15 protein-coding genes are annotated in these 17943 nt (G+C 63.6%); 7 read left to right on the top strand and 8 right to left on the bottom strand.

The window, feature by feature from the left end:
• Positions 1–47 precede the first annotated feature (47 nt).
• On the top strand, positions 48–2555 hold the full coding sequence (locus ACZ5G6_RS23585) for a helicase C-terminal domain-containing protein (RefSeq protein ID WP_498692203.1): 2508 nt from the start codon (positions 48–50) through the stop codon (positions 2553–2555).
• 166 nt (positions 2556–2721) lie between these two features.
• Here ACZ5G6_RS23585 and ACZ5G6_RS23580 read toward each other — a convergent pair whose 3' ends face one another.
• The 8 genes from ACZ5G6_RS23580 to ACZ5G6_RS23545 are packed head-to-tail and all read right to left on the bottom strand — an operon-like array spanning position 2722 to position 11050.
• On the bottom strand, positions 2722–3144 hold the full coding sequence (locus ACZ5G6_RS23580; protein WP_498692201.1) for a DUF4913 domain-containing protein: 423 nt from the start codon (positions 3142–3144) through the stop codon (positions 2722–2724).
• An 18-nt stretch (positions 3145–3162) separates the two neighbouring features.
• The gene (locus tag ACZ5G6_RS23575) at positions 3163–4911 is read right to left on the bottom strand and encodes a type IV secretory system conjugative DNA transfer family protein (RefSeq protein ID WP_498692199.1); all 1749 of its coding nucleotides are present in this window, start codon (positions 4909–4911) and stop codon (positions 3163–3165) included.
• The gene (locus tag ACZ5G6_RS23570) at positions 4911–6530 is read right to left on the bottom strand and encodes a putative type IV secretion/conjugal transfer ATPase (RefSeq protein ID WP_498692198.1); all 1620 of its coding nucleotides are present in this window, start codon (positions 6528–6530) and stop codon (positions 4911–4913) included. Before ACZ5G6_RS23570 ends, ACZ5G6_RS23575 begins: the two co-directional genes overlap by 1 nt.
• On the bottom strand, positions 6530–8041 hold the full coding sequence (locus tag ACZ5G6_RS23565) for an SCO6880 family protein (protein ID WP_498692196.1): 1512 nt from the start codon (positions 8039–8041) through the stop codon (positions 6530–6532). The genes ACZ5G6_RS23570 and ACZ5G6_RS23565 overlap by 1 nt, the downstream gene beginning before the upstream one ends.
• Position 8042: 1 nt before the next feature.
• The gene (locus tag ACZ5G6_RS23560) at positions 8043–9416 is read right to left on the bottom strand and encodes a TrbL/VirB6 family protein (RefSeq protein WP_498692194.1); all 1374 of its coding nucleotides are present in this window, start codon (positions 9414–9416) and stop codon (positions 8043–8045) included.
• Position 9417: 1 nt separating this feature from the next.
• A complete protein-coding gene (locus ACZ5G6_RS23555; RefSeq protein ID WP_498692192.1) occupies positions 9418–10143 on the bottom strand; it encodes a DUF8175 domain-containg protein in 726 nt (241 codons plus the stop codon).
• Positions 10144–10155: 12 nt separating this feature from the next.
• Positions 10156–10443 carry a hypothetical protein gene (locus ACZ5G6_RS23550; RefSeq protein WP_009358107.1) on the bottom strand — a complete coding sequence of 96 codons (288 nt, stop codon included), beginning with the start codon at positions 10441–10443 and terminating at the stop codon, positions 10156–10158.
• Positions 10444–10456: 13 nt separating this feature from the next.
• Positions 10457–11050 (bottom strand): DUF6668 family protein, encoded by a 594-nt coding sequence (locus ACZ5G6_RS23545; RefSeq protein WP_498692189.1) that lies wholly within the window; start codon positions 11048–11050, stop codon positions 10457–10459.
• 188 nt (positions 11051–11238) lie between these two features.
• Between ACZ5G6_RS23545 and ACZ5G6_RS23540 the strand changes: the two genes are divergently transcribed.
• From ACZ5G6_RS23540 to ACZ5G6_RS23515, 6 genes are all read left to right on the top strand, one after another.
• Positions 11239–11496, top strand: coding sequence for a helix-turn-helix domain-containing protein (locus tag ACZ5G6_RS23540; RefSeq protein WP_498692185.1), 258 nt, complete (start codon positions 11239–11241; stop codon positions 11494–11496).
• Positions 11497–11524: 28 nt separating this feature from the next.
• Positions 11525–12592 (top strand): CHAP domain-containing protein, encoded by a 1068-nt coding sequence (locus tag ACZ5G6_RS23535; protein ID WP_498692183.1) that lies wholly within the window; start codon positions 11525–11527, stop codon positions 12590–12592.
• Positions 12593–12604: 12 nt separating this feature from the next.
• Entirely contained in the window at positions 12605–13120 is a 516-nt protein-coding gene (locus tag ACZ5G6_RS23530; RefSeq protein ID WP_498692181.1) for a hypothetical protein, read from the top strand.
• Positions 13121–13126: 6 nt separating this feature from the next.
• Complete coding sequence (locus tag ACZ5G6_RS23525; RefSeq protein WP_498692179.1) at positions 13127–14539, top strand: MinD/ParA family ATP-binding protein; 1413 nt, start codon at positions 13127–13129, stop codon at positions 14537–14539.
• A gap of 56 nt (positions 14540–14595) precedes the next feature.
• A complete protein-coding gene (locus ACZ5G6_RS23520) occupies positions 14596–14832 on the top strand; it encodes a hypothetical protein (RefSeq protein WP_498692174.1) in 237 nt (78 codons plus the stop codon).
• A gap of 307 nt (positions 14833–15139) precedes the next feature.
• Positions 15140–16828 (top strand): ArsR/SmtB family transcription factor, encoded by a 1689-nt coding sequence (locus ACZ5G6_RS23515; RefSeq protein ID WP_498692172.1) that lies wholly within the window; start codon positions 15140–15142, stop codon positions 16826–16828.
• The last annotated feature ends 1115 nt before the right edge of the window (positions 16829–17943 follow it).

Raw genomic sequence — 17943 nt, 5'->3', positions numbered from 1 at the left:
AGTAGTCTTATGCCTAATCACGTTCACGACATATTGGGGGCATAGGAATGGCGTTCGACTTCGGGAAGCTCGCACTGAGCGGGGAGCTATCTTCCATTACTGATCCTGTGGCTCTGTTCGACGCTCTACCGAACAAAGATCAGGGCTACGGCTACTTGCGCTCTGTGCAAAGCGATGTGCTGGAGGCGTGGCGGGATCGTCGGGACAACCGAGACCTCGTCATTAAGACAAATACCGGCGGTGGGAAAACAATCGTCGGGCTGCTGATCCTCCAATGCTCCCTGAATGAGGGCCGCGGACCAGCCATGTACATTACCGCCGACGCCCATCTCGCCGCGCAGGTAAGGGCCGAAGCTGATGCACTCGGACTCGAAGTCACGGATTCGCCAGACGATGACAGCTTCCTCTACTCCCAAGCGATCCTTGTCGTATCCGTCGGCGTGCTCATCAATGGGAAGACCCGCTTCGGCCTTGAGGGAAGCACAACCTCACGGCAGCCCATCACCGTGGGCAGTGTGGTGATCGACGATGCGCACGCGGCCGTCATGGAACTAGAAGGCAAATCGAGCCTCCGCATCCCTTCCACGCACGAAGCTTACGAGAAGGTTATGAACCTCTTCATCGAGGATCTCCAGGCCCAAAGCAGCTCAACGCTGATGGACATTGCGTCCGGAGTCCATTCGGCGGTCCTACGGATACCGTTCTGGTCCTGGCGGAAAAAGCGAAGTCAGGTCCTTGAAGCACTGCACCCGCACAGAAAGGACAAAGTATTCGAGTGGGTGTGGCCGTTGTTGTCTGACCAGCTTGAACTATGCCAGGCGGCAGTTACCTCGGCAGGGCTGGAGATCATGCCACAATGCCCTCCCATCCAGAAATTCCCAAGCTTTTCCGAGGCCCAGCGGCGCGTGTACCTGACAGCCACCTTGGCCGAGGACAGTGTGCTAGTAACCCATTTTGACGCTGATCCAGCCAGCGTTTCTGACCCCGTCGTTCCCGCGTCGGCGACCGACCTCGGCGACCGGCTCATCCTCGCCCCCATGTCACTCAACCCTCGCATTAGCCACGAGCAGATCCGGGAGATGGCATCCGGCCTCGCCGATCAACACAACGTTGTTGTCCTTGTGCCCAGCCACGCCCAAGCGCAGGAGTGGGAATCTGTGGCAAAAGCCACCGTCAGCACCATGGAAGACATCGGCGAGCAGGTACAGGCGCTCAACGAAGGCCACGTTGGCCTGATAGTCATCGTGAACCGGTACGACGGAATAGATCTGCCTGGTGATGCCTGCCGCGTCCTAATTATCGATGGCATCCCGGAGGCGTACACGGGCATTGAACGTCGCGAAGCTGCCGCCTTGCGCAAGAGCAGGGCCATGACCTCTCGTCAGGTACAGCGCGTCGAGCAGGGCATGGGCCGCGGAGTCCGCAGCCGCGATGACCGCTGCGCAGTCGTCATCCTTGGTGCCGGCCTGACCCGTCTCCTCGCAAATGCTGACGCAGCAAGCCAACTTTCGCCAGCCACCAAGGCTCAACTGAAAATGTCGCGTATCGTCGCAGCAGGCATGAAGGATGCTTACGTCCAAGACATCGCCTCCGTCATCGAACAGGTCGTCTCCGGCGACCAAAAATTCCGCGAGGCATCCCGCGGCGCCCTCAAAGGCGTCGTCTATGGCGCGGCAACCGTCGACCCGGCAGCAACTCACCTCAGAAGCGCCTACAACGCAGCAGTACGCGGTGACACCCACGCCGCTGCCGTGTACGCTCAGGAAGCCGTTATGGCGGCGCACGCTAGCGGCGACGCACGCTACGGCGGCTGGCTCTCAGAAACCCTGGCCGGATACACCGACGCCTTCGACCCTGTCAAAGCACAGGCCGAGTTGTCTGATGGTCGCAAGCACAACTTGGCTACTCTACGGCCAATATCTGGCGCGGCGTACGAACCGATGGAGGCCACCACAGCCCAAGCCGACGCATGCCGCGACCACCTCCGCGAAAACTTCGCCAATGGAGCCGAACTTATCCTGGGCGGCCAGGCGATTCTTGACAACCTGTCCTGGAACCCTAACCGCACTACAGAGGCTGAGGCAGCACTGGCCGACCTAGCAGCGCTCCTAGGCATTCGGAGCGAGCAGCCTGAGGAGGAACAAGGTGTAGGCCCCGACGTACTCTGGGCCCTCGGCAATCACACATACGCCGTGATCGAGGCTAAAACCGGCGCCCAAGGAGATTTCATCTTCAAGAAGGACATCAACCAGCTGGCCGGCTCCGTGAACTGGTGTGAGAGCAGCTACGGTGCGGACGCCCGGATTATTCCGGTCATGGTTCACCGCAAAACAACCGTCGAGCGAACCGGTACTCCGCCAGCAGGTACAAGAATTATTAACACGAAGGGCCTGAGCGCGTTGAAAAGCGCCGTCGGGGCCTTCCTACTCGCTCTCGGCGACGACTTCGGCGACGCAGCCAGAATTTCAACCCTGCTGGAGGAAAACGGATTAACCGCTGGGCAGATCTTCGCAGCGGACTCGCCCTGTTCGGAAGGCGCCAGCACACAACGGTGACTGAGCGACAGAACCTTCCGAAACTCCGGTGAAGCTCCAAGGTCTTCGAAGAAGCAGTCAAGTGCGCACACTAGACGCAGGTTGTTTAGACTGCAAAAAATCGAAACAAGGTAGGAGTCGGTCGCCACGAACTGGGACGGTCTGTTGAGCAACGTGCCTCTTGGATTTAGAACAGTCCTGAAGGCGGTTCCTCGCAGGGTAAGCGGGCCAGTTTGGCGCGGTGGCCCTCGTCCGGGCTGCAGCCTTTGAAGGGCCCATCGGTGGAGAACAAGACGGACATGTGGTGATCTGCGTGGTCGCGCCACCAGACGCTCATGCCGGTCGTACCGTCCAAACGGAGGTACTCCCAAGCCCGCCAGAGGGATTCGAGGCGACTGATGGCTTCGGCGTGTTTCCACCATTGCGGGCACCAGGTTACTCCGCCTTGGACGTTGATCTGGCGTCGGTAGGTGGTTGCCAGTTTCTCGCTGACGAAAGCCGCGACGTTGGGATAGAACAGTTCCGGAGCGTCGATCTCATCACTCGTCGACTCCGTGGCCCGACCTGAGCTGTCTTCTTCGTCGTCCCACTCCCCCATGCTGTTAGTCATCGGAGGCTCCTGCTGTGATCACCGGTTGCCTGCTACTGCGGCTGGTTGTGGTTTGTTTGCTGGGTCGTGTGCAGTGATGGAGGCCCGGACGGCTTCGGCGTGGGGGCCGTTCATCCAGGGCACTGTTTTCAGGAGCGCGGCGGGGGCGCCTGAGGCGAACATGATGGCGCGGCCGCGTGGGAACGCGGCGAGTTCGGAGACGTCGAGGGTGCGTTCTTTGCGGTCGTCGTCGCGGCTGTGGGAGGTGCCTTGTTTGGAGCGGCTGCGGGTGGTGTTGGAGTACCGGTACTCCCCCACGAGTTGGGCGAGTTCGCCGAGGAATTCGGCTTCGGCGACGCCGCCGCCGTAGACCTTGATGTTGGACGCGGACCAGAGTTTGCGCATCCCGTCGCGGCCCCAGACTTCCACTCCTTGGGACCAGGATTGCAGGATAGTCATCAGGACGATGCCGCGGGATCCGTAGTGGCTGTAGAGGTTGGGTAGTTCGCGCCAGCGGCAGACGTTGGCGGCTTCGTCCAGGACCCCGATCATGGGGGCGGCGAGCCGGCCGCCGGGTGAGTGGACGGCAAGTTCTTCGGCGGCTTCGACGACGGCGACGGTGAGGGCGGTGACGAGTGGCCCGGCGGTGCCTTTGCCTTCTTTGGACAGGCTGTACAGGGTGCCTTTGGACCGGACGAACACTGCCGGGTCGAACTGGGCCCGGGTGTCGCTCTCCCCTTGCGGGGTGACCCACCTGGCGACTTGCCGGTTGGTCAGGCAGGACGCCATTTGCAGTGCTGTCCCGTACACGCCGCCGCGCTGCTTTTCGGGGGCGTTGATGACCCCGCCAACGGCGTTCGCGGTCTGGACGAAGCCGCCGGCTTTGAGGATGTCCACGGCTTCGTCGTCCGAGGGCCGGGTTAGCCAGGTGTGTACCTGGGTGATCGGCCGGTCATCGAGTGCGGCCGCGAGCAGCAGTCCGGCGAGGAGGTCTTGGCCGGCGGGGTCGAAGTAGGCGTCGGTTTTGGCGTCCGGGCCGCGGGATCCGGCAGCGAAGTGGTCCGCCAGGCGGGCGGCGCGGACTTCGTCCGTGACGTAGGACAGGGGGTTCCACCACCAGGACGGTTCCTCCAACGCGACGGACTGGGGGTCGAAGACCCAGACGGCGCCGTCGGCGGCGCGGACGTCGCGGGTGCCGTCGACGATGTCGCGCTTGTTGGAGGTCACCAGGGCCGCGCCGGGGGCAGCAAGGATCGCCGGGATCGCCCGGGACGTGGTCTTGCCGGTCCGGGGACCCCAGATGTCGATGTGCATGTCTTCCCAGGAGCCGTAAACCATCTGCCCGCCGAGGACGGTCTTGCCGACCGGGACACCTGGTGAGCCCTTCACCCCGAGCCGTTCGGCCGTGGCCGTGGCACCGCGCAGACTCAGGGCTTTAAGGTCCCGGCCTTTGGCCATGTACTGGGCCGCTGCGTCCACCCTGGACCGTTTGGCTTTCCGGCGCAGCACCGCACGCACCACCAACACCGCGATCACGAGCGCGAGGACACCGAGCCCGATCAGGACTCCGGTGGCGGCCGGTGGCCAGGTGACTTTGTGGGAGATAAGGGAGAAGACGAGCTCGAAGGGGTTGGCCGGCAGTTCCTGCCCGTCGTGGGACAGGATCGAGCCGAGGTGCACGGCGCCGGTGATGGACCCGACACCGGCGACCACGACGGCGATGAACACCCAGAGCAGGGTCGTTTCCGCGTCGAGCCCGGACCGTTTGCCGCTGTTGGGGGCGCCCATCAGTTCTCCTCCACTGGGTTGGCGCCGATTCTCCAGCGCTTGTTCGTATCGTGCAGGCGTTCCTCGACGCTGGTCAGTTTCAGGGCCACGGGCACGCCGGGGCGGCCGCCGACTTTGAAGAGGAACTTCCCCAAGCCCGGGCGGACGCGTTTGCGGGATCCGCCGACGTCGCTCCAGGACCCGGGGTCGGCCCAGGAGATCAGCCGTGACTGCTCGGCCCGGGAGAGGGTGACGGCCTTGTTCAGCTTTTCCATCTCCGCACCGGGGAGGGCGCCGCAGACGACCATGCCGGAGCGTTCGACGAACCCGCGGGCTTTCATCCGTTCGGATTCGGTGGGCAGGGCTTCGAGGTCGGACATGGTGTGGGTGATCATGGCCTGCCCGACGCCCTCGGTACGGTTCAGCCGGGTGAGGGAGTCGACGCGGTCGACCATGCCTTCGCCGGAGCGCAGCGCCCTCCAGAGTTCGTCCATGACGACGAAGTAGTTCCGGCGCGGTTCCAGGCCGGCGTCGGCCAGGGTGTGGGCGACCTGGACGGTCGCGAACCCGGTGGACCAGCAGGCCAGCAGGCAGGCTGCCTGGATGTCGCGTTGGGTGTCGGAGATTCCTGAGAGGTCGAAGACCACGGGCTTGGTCAGGTCCATGGGCTGGTCGGTAGGCCGGGAGAACATGTCCGAGAACCGGCCCGACCCGTCCAGGGAGTAGAGCGACTGGCGTAATTGGTCGGTGGCGTCGAGGTAGCGGGACATGTCGCCGCGGTCCAGGGCGATCGCCCGCAGCTCGTCGGGGGCGTCTTTGATGACCTCGATCAGGTCCCCGATCAGCGGGACCCTGTCCAGGCGCTCGTCCAGGATGTGCAGGGCCCGGTCGATCAGGGATTCCTCGTGCGCGCTGGGCTTGGCGTTCCGCACGATGGTGATCAGTGCGGTGATCATGTTCAGGCGCCGGTTGTGCGAATCGGCCATGAGCTGTTCGGCCAGTTTCTCCGCCTTCGCCGCCGCAGCGAGCAGCTGCGCGGCTGCGTTCTGGTCGCCGGCGGGATAGTTCAGGACCCGGGTGGCGTTGCTCCGGTGTTCCTCGGCCGAGGCGAGCAGCCTGGCGGCGGCGCCGGTGGCTTCGCCGGGGTCCAGGACGTTCAGGTGGCCGCGGCCGGGGCCGAGGCTGATGACCTGCCCGCCGAGGGCTTCGATCAGGTCGACGTAGTCCGGTTTCAGGTCACCGAGGATCAGCGGGTTGATCCCCCGCCCTGCCAGGCCGAGGACGATGTGCCGGACCAGGGTGGATTTGCCGTAGTGCGGCAGGCCGAGGACGAACATGGAGGGGTTGTTGATCATGCCGTGCATGAACCAGCTGATCGGATCGGCCCCGAACGGTGCCCCGGTGTCGGTGTGCACGCCGATCGGCACCCCGAGGATCGGGGTGCCGGAGCCGCCCACGAACGGCCACATCCCGCAGACCTGAACAGAAGTGCCGCGCCATTCATCGGCGGCAGTGACATACACGGCTTCGCCCTGGCCACGGCCCCGCCAGCCCCGCAGACCGGGCCGGCGGGCGACCGCGGCCGCGAGTTTCGTGGACGGGGAGGTGGTGCGCTGTTGCTTCGTCTTACTGCCGAACATCACATGGCCTCGCGGATCTCTTCGGGGACCTTCAAGTGCTTCGGCAGGACCAGGCCCAGCGGCAGGGACGCGGCGAAGGCCGAGTCCTGGGAGCCGTACGCGCGGCGCAACAGCAGCCGTGCGGAAGGGCCGAGATTGCCTTCGACGACGGCGACAGCGTCCTCGAGGTCACGGGCGGAGAGCACGGTGGCGGTGACGACCATGCCGAAGTTGACCAGCCCGGCGCCTTTGGCTTCTTCGGCCGCAGTGGCCTGCGCCGCGCGGGCATCGACCAAGGCACGCGCGGTGGGCCGGGACGTCGAGGACGCCCGGGTCAGGGCGTTGGTCTGGTCCGATTCGACGATCGCGGCCGCCCGCCCTGCTTCGATCGGACGGTACAGGAGGGTGACCCGTTTCCGGTCGATCTCCCCGTGCGGGGCGACGAGCCGGGCCAGGGCGGAGGCGAGGATGTGTCCGCGCGGGGCTCCGGTCATCGTCCAGGACACTGAGTGTCCGGAATCGTGGCGGTAGCCGTCCCACCCGGCCTGATGCGCGGAAGGGCCGACGTCGGCCCAGTCCAGGTCGACGGGGGTGCCTTGGTAGTGGGCTTCGTCGATGAGCCGGGCCGCTGCCGGGTCGTACGCGACCCTTACGACTTCGCACAGTTCCTGGGCGTTCAACGGCGCGCAGGCACCAGCACCGGTGGATTCCAGGCGCTCGGTCAGGCCGGGCAGGCGTGAGGCGAGGTCGCGGGCGATCTCCTCGGCCGTGCGCCGCTTCCCGCCGGCTCGGGCGGCCGCGCTGAACGTCAGCGCAACCCAGGCCCTGATCGTCGCCGAACCCTGCGGATAGGTCTCCAACGCTTCGCGGAGCATGGCCTTGGCGATGTCGGGGGCGTCGTCGTGGATGTTGGATTCCACTTCCCGACGCAGCCGCGCCCCGGAATCGGGAGCAGTTTCAACGGTGACTGACGCGGCCACGACGGCAGGTTCGTTCGACAGCGACGCCAGCCAGCCGCCCCAGTTCGCCACCCACGCATCAACCTGTTCCGGGTCAACTAACGAGGCCCCGTCCGGTTGGGTGCCGAAGACCACGGTGTAGTGCGCGGTGGAGGGAAGGTGGATCAGGGCGAACGGGCGCCCGTAGGAGTCCGCGAACTCATACAGTTGGGACCCGGCCGAGATCCCCGGGAGCTGGAACTCGCCCCACGGGGTCAGCCCCAACGGCCCGGAGCGGTAGATGTTGGACTTCTTGCGCCGTGCCCAGCCGAACGCCAACCGGGCGAAGACCCGCTCCCCCACAGATTTGTTGTGCTTGTCCGTGACGGACACAATCGACAAAGCGGCCCCGAGAATCAGCAGGGAAACCAGCCCGGGGAACCAGCCGCCGACGAAGAAGCAGATCACCGTGATGATCAGGCCGATGAACAGCCCGGCCGTTGCCAAACCGCCCAAGGTGCCGATCCCGGCCTTGCGGGGCCGACGCCAGTTGCCGTAGGTCGGTTCCCTGTAAGTGTTCTCGATAGCCGCCATCTCAGGCACCCCCTGTGGAATCTTCGCTCATGTTTTTGATCGCCCCTGACGCGGCCTTGCCCGCTTCGGCGCCCTTCTGCGCCGCCAGGACCGCAACCCCAACGGGGCCAGCAGCTGCTGCCGCTCCGCCGGCCGCAGCGCCACCGCCCGCAGCGCTACTGCCTGCTGGACCGGTGGACGCGGAACCGGCCCCTGCCGAGGCCTTGCCGACACCGGCCGAGGCCGCGCCGCCAGCATCTGCCTGCGCCCCAGCGGGTCCAGAGCCCTGGCTGCCGGACTTGCCGGCCGTGCCAGTGCCTGCGGTCCCCGGGCTGCCGGTGCCCGAGGGGCCTTGCTGCCCGGGTGATGGGTTCGGTGCACTGTTGTTGCTGGTGGTCGAGGATCCGCCGCCGCGGCCGGCGCTGCCCATATGAATGGCGCCGGAGGCCAACGCGCCGACCGCTCCCGCGGCCATGGCGCCACCGCCGCCAGCCACAGCCCCCACCATCGGGGTGACGAACCGCATCAACGCCGGCATGGCGAACAACGCGATGACCATCAAGGCCAAACCCGTCACCGTGGTCAAGAGCGCGGAGCCGAAGTCTTTGCCGTCATCGACGTTCCCGAAGATCTTGCTGCCACTGAGCTGGAAGGCTGTGGCGTAGACGATGGCCGCTGCCGGTTTGTAGAGAATGAAGGCGATCAGCCAGGCCGTGCACTTCTGGAACCAGCCCTTCCCGGCCTCGGTATTGGTGAAAGCCGCCGCCGTGGGGAAGATGCCGGTCAGGACCACGAGCAGGCCACCACGGACGATCATGAGTACGATCTGCATCACCGAGGCCAGGATCGCGATCAGGCCCAGCAGGATGATCATGATCGACCCGATAGGACTGGTAGCCGAGAGCTGCAGCATGGCGGTGATGTTCTCGTTGAACGAGGTGCCATCGGTCGAGTTGGTGATGATCCAGGCTGAAAACTGATCCGCCGCGACCGTCAACAAACCCACCGCCGCGACACCGGCCCCCGACACGACAATCAACGTGGCCAGCGACCGCACCAGGTCCCGCAAGGGCGCTCCCCTGCGCTCGATCATCATCTTCGCCGCACCAACCAGCACGGACAGAACAGCAAGTGCAGCCGTCCAGAACCACAGGCTGTTCTGCAGGAACAACACCGGATCACTCGCTGTGGATCCCCCGGGCGCGGCCGTCACGTTCGGCGTGCCAACATTCACCCAAAACGTCCCCAGCGTCTTGACCACATTCCCCACAGCGTCTGCGACCGCTTGGGCCATGTTCTTTACCGCGTCATTGGCACGATCATTCGCCCAGTCTGAAACAACGCATCCAACTTCCCACGGCTTGCAAGCCTGCCCGTTCTCGTTGGCCGGAAACAAGTTAGACCCCCGCCCAGCTAATGAAGCCGCTCAAATCAGAGAGCTGCCGTGCTTCTGCCATGCCAGTGGCCGGCAGAACCCATTTCCAATCTCCCCCTTGCCACTGCATTGCAACGGGGACTGACCCAACGCTGCCGTTTGCTGCCGTGAGCCCATATTCAATAACTGCGCGATCGCCTGTGTAATCCACGACCTTGTAGCCCGCGATCTGAAACGGTGCCGTCGGCGGGGCGCTGGTCGAAGGCTCAGACAGCATCTTGTCTCGTTCCGGTCCCTCGACCACTAGATGCTGGGCCAGCAGGTCGGGACGTCCCGAACTTCCGAGAACAATCATGTTTGCTCCGGCATAGAGCGCTCCGGTCGGTGAGTGCGCGAAGCAGAAGCGGCTGCCGTTGGCTGCTGTCTTGCCGGGGCCGTATTGTTTGGGCGCGGTGGGCGCGGCGATCTTGCCGATCAGTTCCCATTTGGTGTCGGTGGGTGTGGTGGCGGGTTTGGCCTGGCTGCCGGGGGGAAGGCCGCAGATGCTTGCGGCTTCCGTCGCGGTTGGTTGCGCGCTGGCGGTGTTTGTCCCGGTGGTGGTCGGGTCGGCCGTGGGGGTTCCGCCTCCTTTGGGGATCAGGGCGAGGATGATCCCGAGCGCGACAATGATGGCCACGACAACGGCCGAGATGATGAACTTAGGTTTGGTCAGTGGGTTCTGGTCTTCGTTCACGGTCGGTTCAGTCATGGCTAGTGCTCCTTAGACCAGGGCGCCCACGACGCCGCCGGCGGAGGCTGCCAGGATGCAGCCGCCGAGGACCCAGGCGAGGCGGCCGGCGTGCTCGCCGCCCTCACCGCGCCGGTTGTTGATCATCATCGTTCCGGCGGTGATCAGGATGCCCGCGACGGCCAGGCCGAAGACGATCCACGCGACCCATTTGAGGATGGTCAGCAGACCTTCGGAGCCTGGAGGCGCCTCACCGGTGCCGGGGTTCGGTATTTCGGTGATGGCGAAGCTTGACCATTCCATGGCCTTGGAGAACAGCATCGGTGTCTTCTTTCTATTTGGCCGGGGATCCGGCAGCGGCAGTTACTGCGGTGCGCACCTGTTCAAGAACGGTGCGCGCTTCCTTGGGAAGTTCCTCCGGGGCGAGGTCGTGGCCGTACCGCCAGGGCTCCACCCACGGGAAGTGCCAGAGGTGGGGTACTCCCCCGCCGACGATGCGGGAGAAATCGCGGATCTCTTTGGGGAGCCGCCCGGGCGCGTCGGCCATCACGAGGAGCCCGGCGACGCGGATCCCGGGAAGAGAGCCCGAGGCCCATTCGGTCGCAGCGCGTTGGGCTGCCCGCAGGCCCGGGATATTGGAGCGGGCAACCAGGACGACCGTGGAACCCGCTGATGTCAGTGGCCAGTGATGTTCGGCGGCCTTGGTGTTCTTGTCCAGGCGGTCCAGCGAGGACTCCCCCGCCCCACCGTGGACGCCCAGCCACCAAAAGTCCGGTTCCTTGCCCGTGGCGTTCCAGCGGGGCAGCCTGTCGGCATGGTCGGGCTGTGGCACGCTGAGCTGCGGTCTGGTGGCTCCGGTAGCGACAAAGGCCGGTTTTTCTTCGATGATTGGACCGGGTTCTTCGATTGTTTCGTTGTCGAAGGTCACCCAGCGATTCTTTGAGATCGGCATTTCACATCCCCCTGTAATGTCCGCAAAGATCGTATCTGTACCATCCGACACGAAAGGCCCAAGGTGACCCCCAACAATGTCTTTAGTACCTTTCAATCACTTCTAGTACATCACAGTACCAATTTATGGTCTACGATGGCTCTATGCGGTGGGACGGACTGAGCGTGGACCCTAAATACCTGGACGCTCTCTTCGCCAAGTACCCGGAGCGCTTGACGCCCCAGGACCTCGAGGAGATCTTCGGGCTGTCCCGGAACACCGTCTACCGCTGGCTCCAGACCGGAGTCATTCCGGCCTACCAAGTCGAGAAGACATGGTTGATCGCCAGAGATCAAGTCAAAGACTGGGTCTGGGGGAACCGGAACACGCTCCGGCAGGGCAAAACGCCCGGAGCGAACAAGGAACAAGCCGACCAAGCCTAGAGACGCCGAGCGGATGTGAGGGGGACACGTGCAGTCACAAAAGACCGGACCCGTGCTGGTTGCCGGCGCCGTCCTTGCCCCCATTGGTCTGGTGCTCTCCATCATCTTGTTCGGCGGCGGCACTGAAGCGGCCGCCGATGTCTGCTCCCCGGCCGCGTCCAGCATCAGTGTTGATCAGAACAAGCTGCCCAAGGTGGCCGTGGCCGGCTACCAGGGTGAGCAGCTGAAGAACGCAGCCCTGGTGATCAACGCCGGGAAGGCCCTTGGGCTGTCCGCCCGCGGACAGACGATTGGGGTCATGACGGCCATGGGTGAATCCGGGCTGCGCGTCCTGGACTACGGCGACGGGCCAGGCCCTGACTCGAGGGGCCTGTTCCAACAACGTGACAACGGCGCCTGGGGCTCCTACCAGGACCGGATGAACCCCACGACCTCGGCCACCAACTTCTTCACCGCCCTGGAAAAGGTCAGCGGCTGGGAACAGCTCGAACCCACCATGGCCGCGCACCGGGTCCAGCGCAACGCTGACCCGTTCCACTACCAGTCCTACTGGGCGGCCGCCGTCGACGTCGTCGCCGCCCTGGGAGACGTGAAGACCACCGAGGTCGGCGGGGAAAGCTCCTGCGGGATCCCCGGCCAGTCCGGCAAGGACGATGACCTGCCGTGGCGCACCTCCAAAATCTACGAGCCCTCCCCGCTGGGCATGTACAACCGTGAATGCGTCGACTTCGCCCTCTGGCGCGTCAACCAGCAGCTCGGCAGCACCACCGCCCCCTACAAGGTCCTCAACGGCACCTTCCGGCCCGACGGCGCCGTCCTTGGCTCCGCGCTGACTTGGAAAGACGGCTGGGACGCCAAAGGCTGGCCCACCGGGAACACGCCCCGCGTCGGGGCCGTGGTCTGGTACTCCCCCGGCACCGGAGGCGCCGATGGCACCTACGGCCACGTCGCCGTCGTCAAAGCCGTCAAGGGCGATGGCAGCTTCGTCGAGGAGGGCTACAACGGCAACCCCGCCCCGAACGACCACACCTACTACACCCGCACCGTCCGGAACGGCACCCCCAGCGCCTTCCTGTACCTGCCCGGCAGCAACTAACCGGAGGAAACCATGAAACGCGCCCTGACAGCCCTGACAGCCGTGCTCCTGTGCACGGCCTGCTCCCCGGCCGCCAACACCACACCAGCGACCCCCTCCCCCACCGCAACCGCCAGCACCGAAGCCACGCTCAGCGCAGGCGGCAAATCGCAGGCACCGGGCGGGACCGCACCGGCCACCTTCGGCATCGCCTGGGACGAGACCAGCAAGAAGACCGCCCTGGACACCGCGACCCAGGCCATGACCCTCTACGCCCGGCCCACCGTCAACGACAAGGTGTGGATCCAGGAACTGGGACAGGTCCTGACACCCCAAGCCGCAGCCGACTACCAGTACGTCGACCCGGCCAACATCCCCGTCACCAAGATCACCGGTCAGGGGAGACTCACGATCGACGAGTCCAACGGATTCGGCTGCCACGTCGTGTTCCCCACCAATGCCGGCAACTACGGCGTGCAACTGCTGCGCACCGCGGCCGACAAACCGTGGCAGGTCAACCGCTTCACACCCCCGAACGGCACCAAGTAAGGACAGATGATGGAAACCCAAGCACTCGACTTCCCCAAAATCGACGCCATACTGCGCTCCAACGGAACCGGTGAAGTCACCATCAACGGCACCTCCCACCCCATCGAAGCCGACAACGAAGCCACCGTCCTGAAAGAGGCACTGGCCCTCATCACCGAGACAGCAGCCCAGCTCGGCCGACCCGTCAAAGTCAGCACCACGGACCCCGATGGCCAAGGCACCATCATCGTCTCCCCCGAAGGCGATGTCAGCGAAGCAGCCCCAACCAAAACAGCCAAGACCAACCCACGCAGACACAAGACACCCGAACGTGCCCCACAGCCCGTTCAAACAGCACCCGCGGACGCGGAGGCAGCTGCCACACCAGCAGCCGCTCCGGCGGAGACGGCAAGGTTCGCCGCAGCGGCCACCCCCGCCCAGCAGCCGACTCAGACCAACGAAGCGGCCTCGGCTGAGCCCTCAACCCGCCGCAGCCTGAAAGACACCTCGTTCCTCGTCAGCGCCCCCATCCTGGAACCGGCCACACGGGGCTGGCGCGGCGTCCTGACCCGAATCGGGTTCCGCATGGACCCCTCGGCCGACGAACTCGCCGAACGCGAAGACATCCGCACCGTCAGCCAGCACTGGCCCGGCCCCCGCACCGTCGCCGTCGTCAACCGCAAAGGCGGAGCAAACAAAACCCCGACCGTCGTCATGCTCAGCGCCATCCTCGCCCGCTACAGCGGCGCAGCCACCGTCGCGTGGGACAACAACGAATCCCAAGGAACCCTGGGCTGGCGCACCGAAAAAGGCAGCCACGACAGGAGCGTCCTGGACCTCATCGACTCATCCCAGACACTGCTCTCCCCCAGCGCCCAAGCCGCAGAAATCGCCCGCTTCGTCCACCACCAAACCTCCGACAAATTCGACGTCCTCCGCTCGGACGAGAACGACGAAGGAGACCACGAAGTCACCGCCGAAGAAGTCGACATCGCCCACCAGGTCCTCACCCGCTACTACCGGCTGATCGTCATGGACTCCGGCAACACCTCCAGGGCAGCCAACTGGCGACGCATGATCCACCACACCAACCAACTCGTCGTGCCCGTCACAGCCATCGAAGACCGCGCCGAAGCAGCGCGCCTGACACTGCAAACACTCGAATCCCGTGGCGGCCACGACGCCGAACTGGCACGCAACGCCGTCATCATCGTCTCCGAATCCACAGACGCCAAACGATCCATGAACGGAGACGCACTCAAACGAGCCAAAGACGAAGCCCGCCGCATCGCCGAAGGATTCGCCCCACACGTCCGCGCCGTCGTACGGATCCCCTACGACCCCGCCCTGGTCAACGGACCCATCCGCTACGACGCACTCCAACCCGCCACTCAACGCGCCTGGCTCGCAGCAGCAGCAGCCGTAGCCAAAGGTTTCTAGGCGACACACCCACAACTATCAGGGGTTTCGATAACAAAAACCGATTAGATAGCACTATGGCACTCCGAAAGCTCGCACAGGGTGGACGCCCGTCAAAGGGCCCACGGCATACATTCAACGTCAAACCGGACATAGGGCGCGCTGAAAAGCTGCGCGACATTCTAGAGATCCTTGACTGCAACGCGGTGGACTACCTCACTCCGCTAGTTGCTGCCCACATTGACTCCATCGATCTGGAGAAGTTCCGGGCCGAGCACACACAGGAGACTTTGCCTATCGCAAAGGCTAGTTAAAACCTGAAGGCCCGCAAGGTGCGGGCCTTCATCTAAGTATCTGTTCAGATCCAGTTCTTGGCGGGATCAGATCTGAACTTGTAGAACACCCACCCTGCTGGGTGGATTTTCTGTACCCCTCAAAGAGAGGCTGTTGCTGTCTATGGTACCGGATGCCCTTTTGGCGTCAATGCACTCAAATCCGAGTGTCGCGTCACAAATTCCCCCTGAGCATGCTTGGCGTCTCGCTCCGCTGATCGCCGGTGCGCCTTCGTACCGTCTGGGGCGTTGGATTGGCCAAAGATTTCAGTATCCTCGGCCGAGGAGCGTGCCGAAGATCACCCTGCGTCTTCCGGATCGACCTGCTGCAGTGATGGTCCACGGCATGGATGGCAGCGTTGCCACGCTGTGCCTCGACTTTGATACCTCAAAGGCGCTGAAGGGCGTTGTGGACTCGGATGCGGCTCGGGTGGGCCGTTTGCTTTCAGCGTGCGGCATGAGGTTTGTGGAGGACTTCTCCCCTAGTGGCGGCCGACACCTGTACGTTCCGCTGCACGAACGTCTAGACGCGGCGGAGGCCCGGGAACTCGTCGAAGCGTTGGCATTAATGGCGAGCAGCTTGGACCCGAGCCCGCATCAGAACATCACCGATGGGTGTATCCGTGTACCTGGTTCGGTTCACAAGTCCGGCGGCCACCAAACCCTAATCACTCCCCTGTCCCAGGCCTATGACATCCTGCGCCGCCGTAACCCGGCACGGACCTTGGTGAAGTTGCGTGCCGCGTTGGCTCCGGAACTGACCCGCAGGCGTGCACTGAAAGCCCGGGAAGCGAAGACGGTGGCCGCGCAACGGACCGGTGGGCTCCCGGCGCTGCCATACGCGGCTGGTAACGAGTCGCCGTTGCGCCGGGTCGCCCGGACCGGCCTGTACGACGCGGCCAGGTACAAGAGCCCGTCCGAGGCCCGCATGGCTGTACTGAACCATTTCAGCGCCTGCGGCTGGTCGCAGCAGCACGTGGAGAACGAGCTCGCCGGCCAATTCCCTGGCCTGGCTGCTCTCTACGGATCCGCAGAACGCCAGGCACGGCTCCTGCCTGATGAGTGGGTCAAAGCCCAAGCCTTCACCAGCACGGTCCCGAGCAGTCCAAAAGCAGCTCCCCGGAAACACGGGGAGAAGAGTGCCCTTATTAACAACACAAGCCAAACTTTAACCACAGGGGGGGCAGGGAAATCCAGCGTCGCTGGTGTGCACCAGCTTGTGAACGATCTGGAAAATGTCCTCTACGGAGTCCTCGACCACAGACTGCAACAGCGTGGCCGGGAAGGCCTGAGCCTTCGTTTGCTGATCCGTGGACTACTGGGCTACATGCGGGCCAAAGAAACGAACATCCTCGACGTGGGATGCCGGACTTTGGCAGCGGCCATGGGCAAGCACCACGTCACTATCGCCCGGTTGCTGCCCATCCTTGCAGCAGCCTCTGACGGGATCCTCACCAAGATCGCTGACGCGCGCCAAAAGGCAGCTGACGTCTACCTCATCCAACTGCCCGAGCAGTATCAACAACTTGCCAGGGAACTGACCTGGCGGAAAGGAAAAATTCACGCCATCCGCCCCGTGTTCCGGGCATTAGGCGACCCTGCAGCCCTTGTTTATGAGTCAATCGAACGTGGCCGGCACTCCCCCACCACCGCCGAGATCGTCCGTGCCAGCGGTATCAGCCGCAACGCATGCTCGGCCGCCCTTGCCGAAATGGAAACACTGGGGATGATCCAGCGCGAGGGCGGCACCTGGCGAACTACCTCAGTCAACCTGCGCATGCTCGCTGCCAGGCTCGGAGTCCTCGATGACTACCTCGACCAGATCAGCCGCAACCGACGCGAACGCGCCATCTGGCACGCCTACCTTGCCCGGTTCCTCGAAACTCACGTCGAAGAGGCCGACCTCTACGACCAGGAAAGGGAAGAACATTGGATACCACCCAATGAGGACTACACACTGTGGCATGAGGCTGCGTAGGTGGCGGCACCGACGGCTTACTGGTCTGGCGGAACCAACCATGGCGATTTCTTGGCAGATTCAGCGGTTGATTGACTACGTCCGTTGAACTATTTACTTGCCCATCGTTGATGAGCAGCCTGGCGCGTCATACCTGCATCACGACCAATGTCCGCCCAAGTAAGGCCCGCGGCCCGGGCAGAATCGACTGCCTGATCGAGACGTACAGAAGCGCGTTGAAGACTTTGGGCAGCCATCTTCACTCCCCACGAGAGCACATGACGGCGCCACTCCCCCATAGCCGTCTGTTCTAACTGGACCGGAGGTATGGCTGGCGAACCAATAAGTCCTTTAGCTGAGCGTCTGGTTCCTCGGATTTGGTAGCTCGATCCGATACGTGTCCAGGGAAAGCCTGACCAGCCACATTCACAGTGCGGTTGCCAGCCCACCGCCAAATCCTCCGGAACGAGTTCGAAGCCAGGTCGGTGAGGGTCTCGGGGATGTTGGCCAGTGACTCCTTCTACACTGATCTGTCCTGGTTCCTGCCGAGTTCCGGCTCTTCTGTCTTGCAGCACCACTGCGAGTTGCCCGACATGAACGCCATCCCCTAGGTCCCACGCCATGCCGGCCTACTTTCTGTCAGGATTTCTTGACAAGATACCAGCTTACTTAGGGAGTGTGGGGACCAGATATTTCTGTCATGACGGAAATAAATAAATGTAATGAAAGAGTTCCTGTTCTTCGCTGCGAACGACCGCGCCCCCAGGGCCAGCTGCGGGGGCAGGCTGGCGGGGGACTGCGGAACCCGTCGCCATGGGTGTTGATGCCCCCAACCCCCGACATCCAAGGCTGCTGTATGGCGATTCTGTTCAATCAATATTTCCGTCATGACAGAAATATTGATTGAAAGATGTATTCGACGGTAGGTCTAGGTGTACGGAAAGACGATTTATTGCGAAGGGGTACCCAGGGAAAGCCGGGGGGTGGGCAACCACCCTGTACGGGCCACCAGGCTGATTGTTAGACGTAACGAATATTTCTGTCATGACATAAATATTGATTGCCTGATAGATTGAATGATGGACGTACTGAAAGATTGCCTGATAGATTGATGTCAGGATTGAAATATCGTGTGA

This window comes from Arthrobacter sp. TmtSoilC51, from assembly GCF_055388015.1.
The sequence above is the reverse complement of the archived record's forward strand: the minus strand, read 5'-3'. Positions and strand labels throughout refer to the sequence as shown.

Coding starts and splice junctions, on each gene's coding strand:
- ACZ5G6_RS23525 (WP_498692179.1), top strand. CDS start 13,127: ATGATGGAAACCCAAGCACTCGACTTCCCCAAAATCGACGCCATACTG.
- ACZ5G6_RS23520 (WP_498692174.1), top strand. CDS start 14,596: ATGGCACTCCGAAAGCTCGCACAGGGTGGACGCCCGTCAAAGGGCCCA.
- ACZ5G6_RS23565 (WP_498692196.1), bottom strand. CDS start 8,041: ATGGCGGCTATCGAGAACACTTACAGGGAACCGACCTACGGCAACTGG.
- ACZ5G6_RS23570 (WP_498692198.1), bottom strand. CDS start 6,530: ATGTTCGGCAGTAAGACGAAGCAACAGCGCACCACCTCCCCGTCCACG.
- ACZ5G6_RS23530 (WP_498692181.1), top strand. CDS start 12,605: ATGAAACGCGCCCTGACAGCCCTGACAGCCGTGCTCCTGTGCACGGCC.
- ACZ5G6_RS23580 (WP_498692201.1), bottom strand. CDS start 3,144: ATGACTAACAGCATGGGGGAGTGGGACGACGAAGAAGACAGCTCAGGT.
- ACZ5G6_RS23555 (WP_498692192.1), bottom strand. CDS start 10,143: ATGACTGAACCGACCGTGAACGAAGACCAGAACCCACTGACCAAACCT.
- ACZ5G6_RS23585 (WP_498692203.1), top strand. CDS start 48: ATGGCGTTCGACTTCGGGAAGCTCGCACTGAGCGGGGAGCTATCTTCC.
- ACZ5G6_RS23575 (WP_498692199.1), bottom strand. CDS start 4,911: ATGGGCGCCCCCAACAGCGGCAAACGGTCCGGGCTCGACGCGGAAACG.
- ACZ5G6_RS23550 (WP_009358107.1), bottom strand. CDS start 10,443: ATGCTGTTCTCCAAGGCCATGGAATGGTCAAGCTTCGCCATCACCGAA.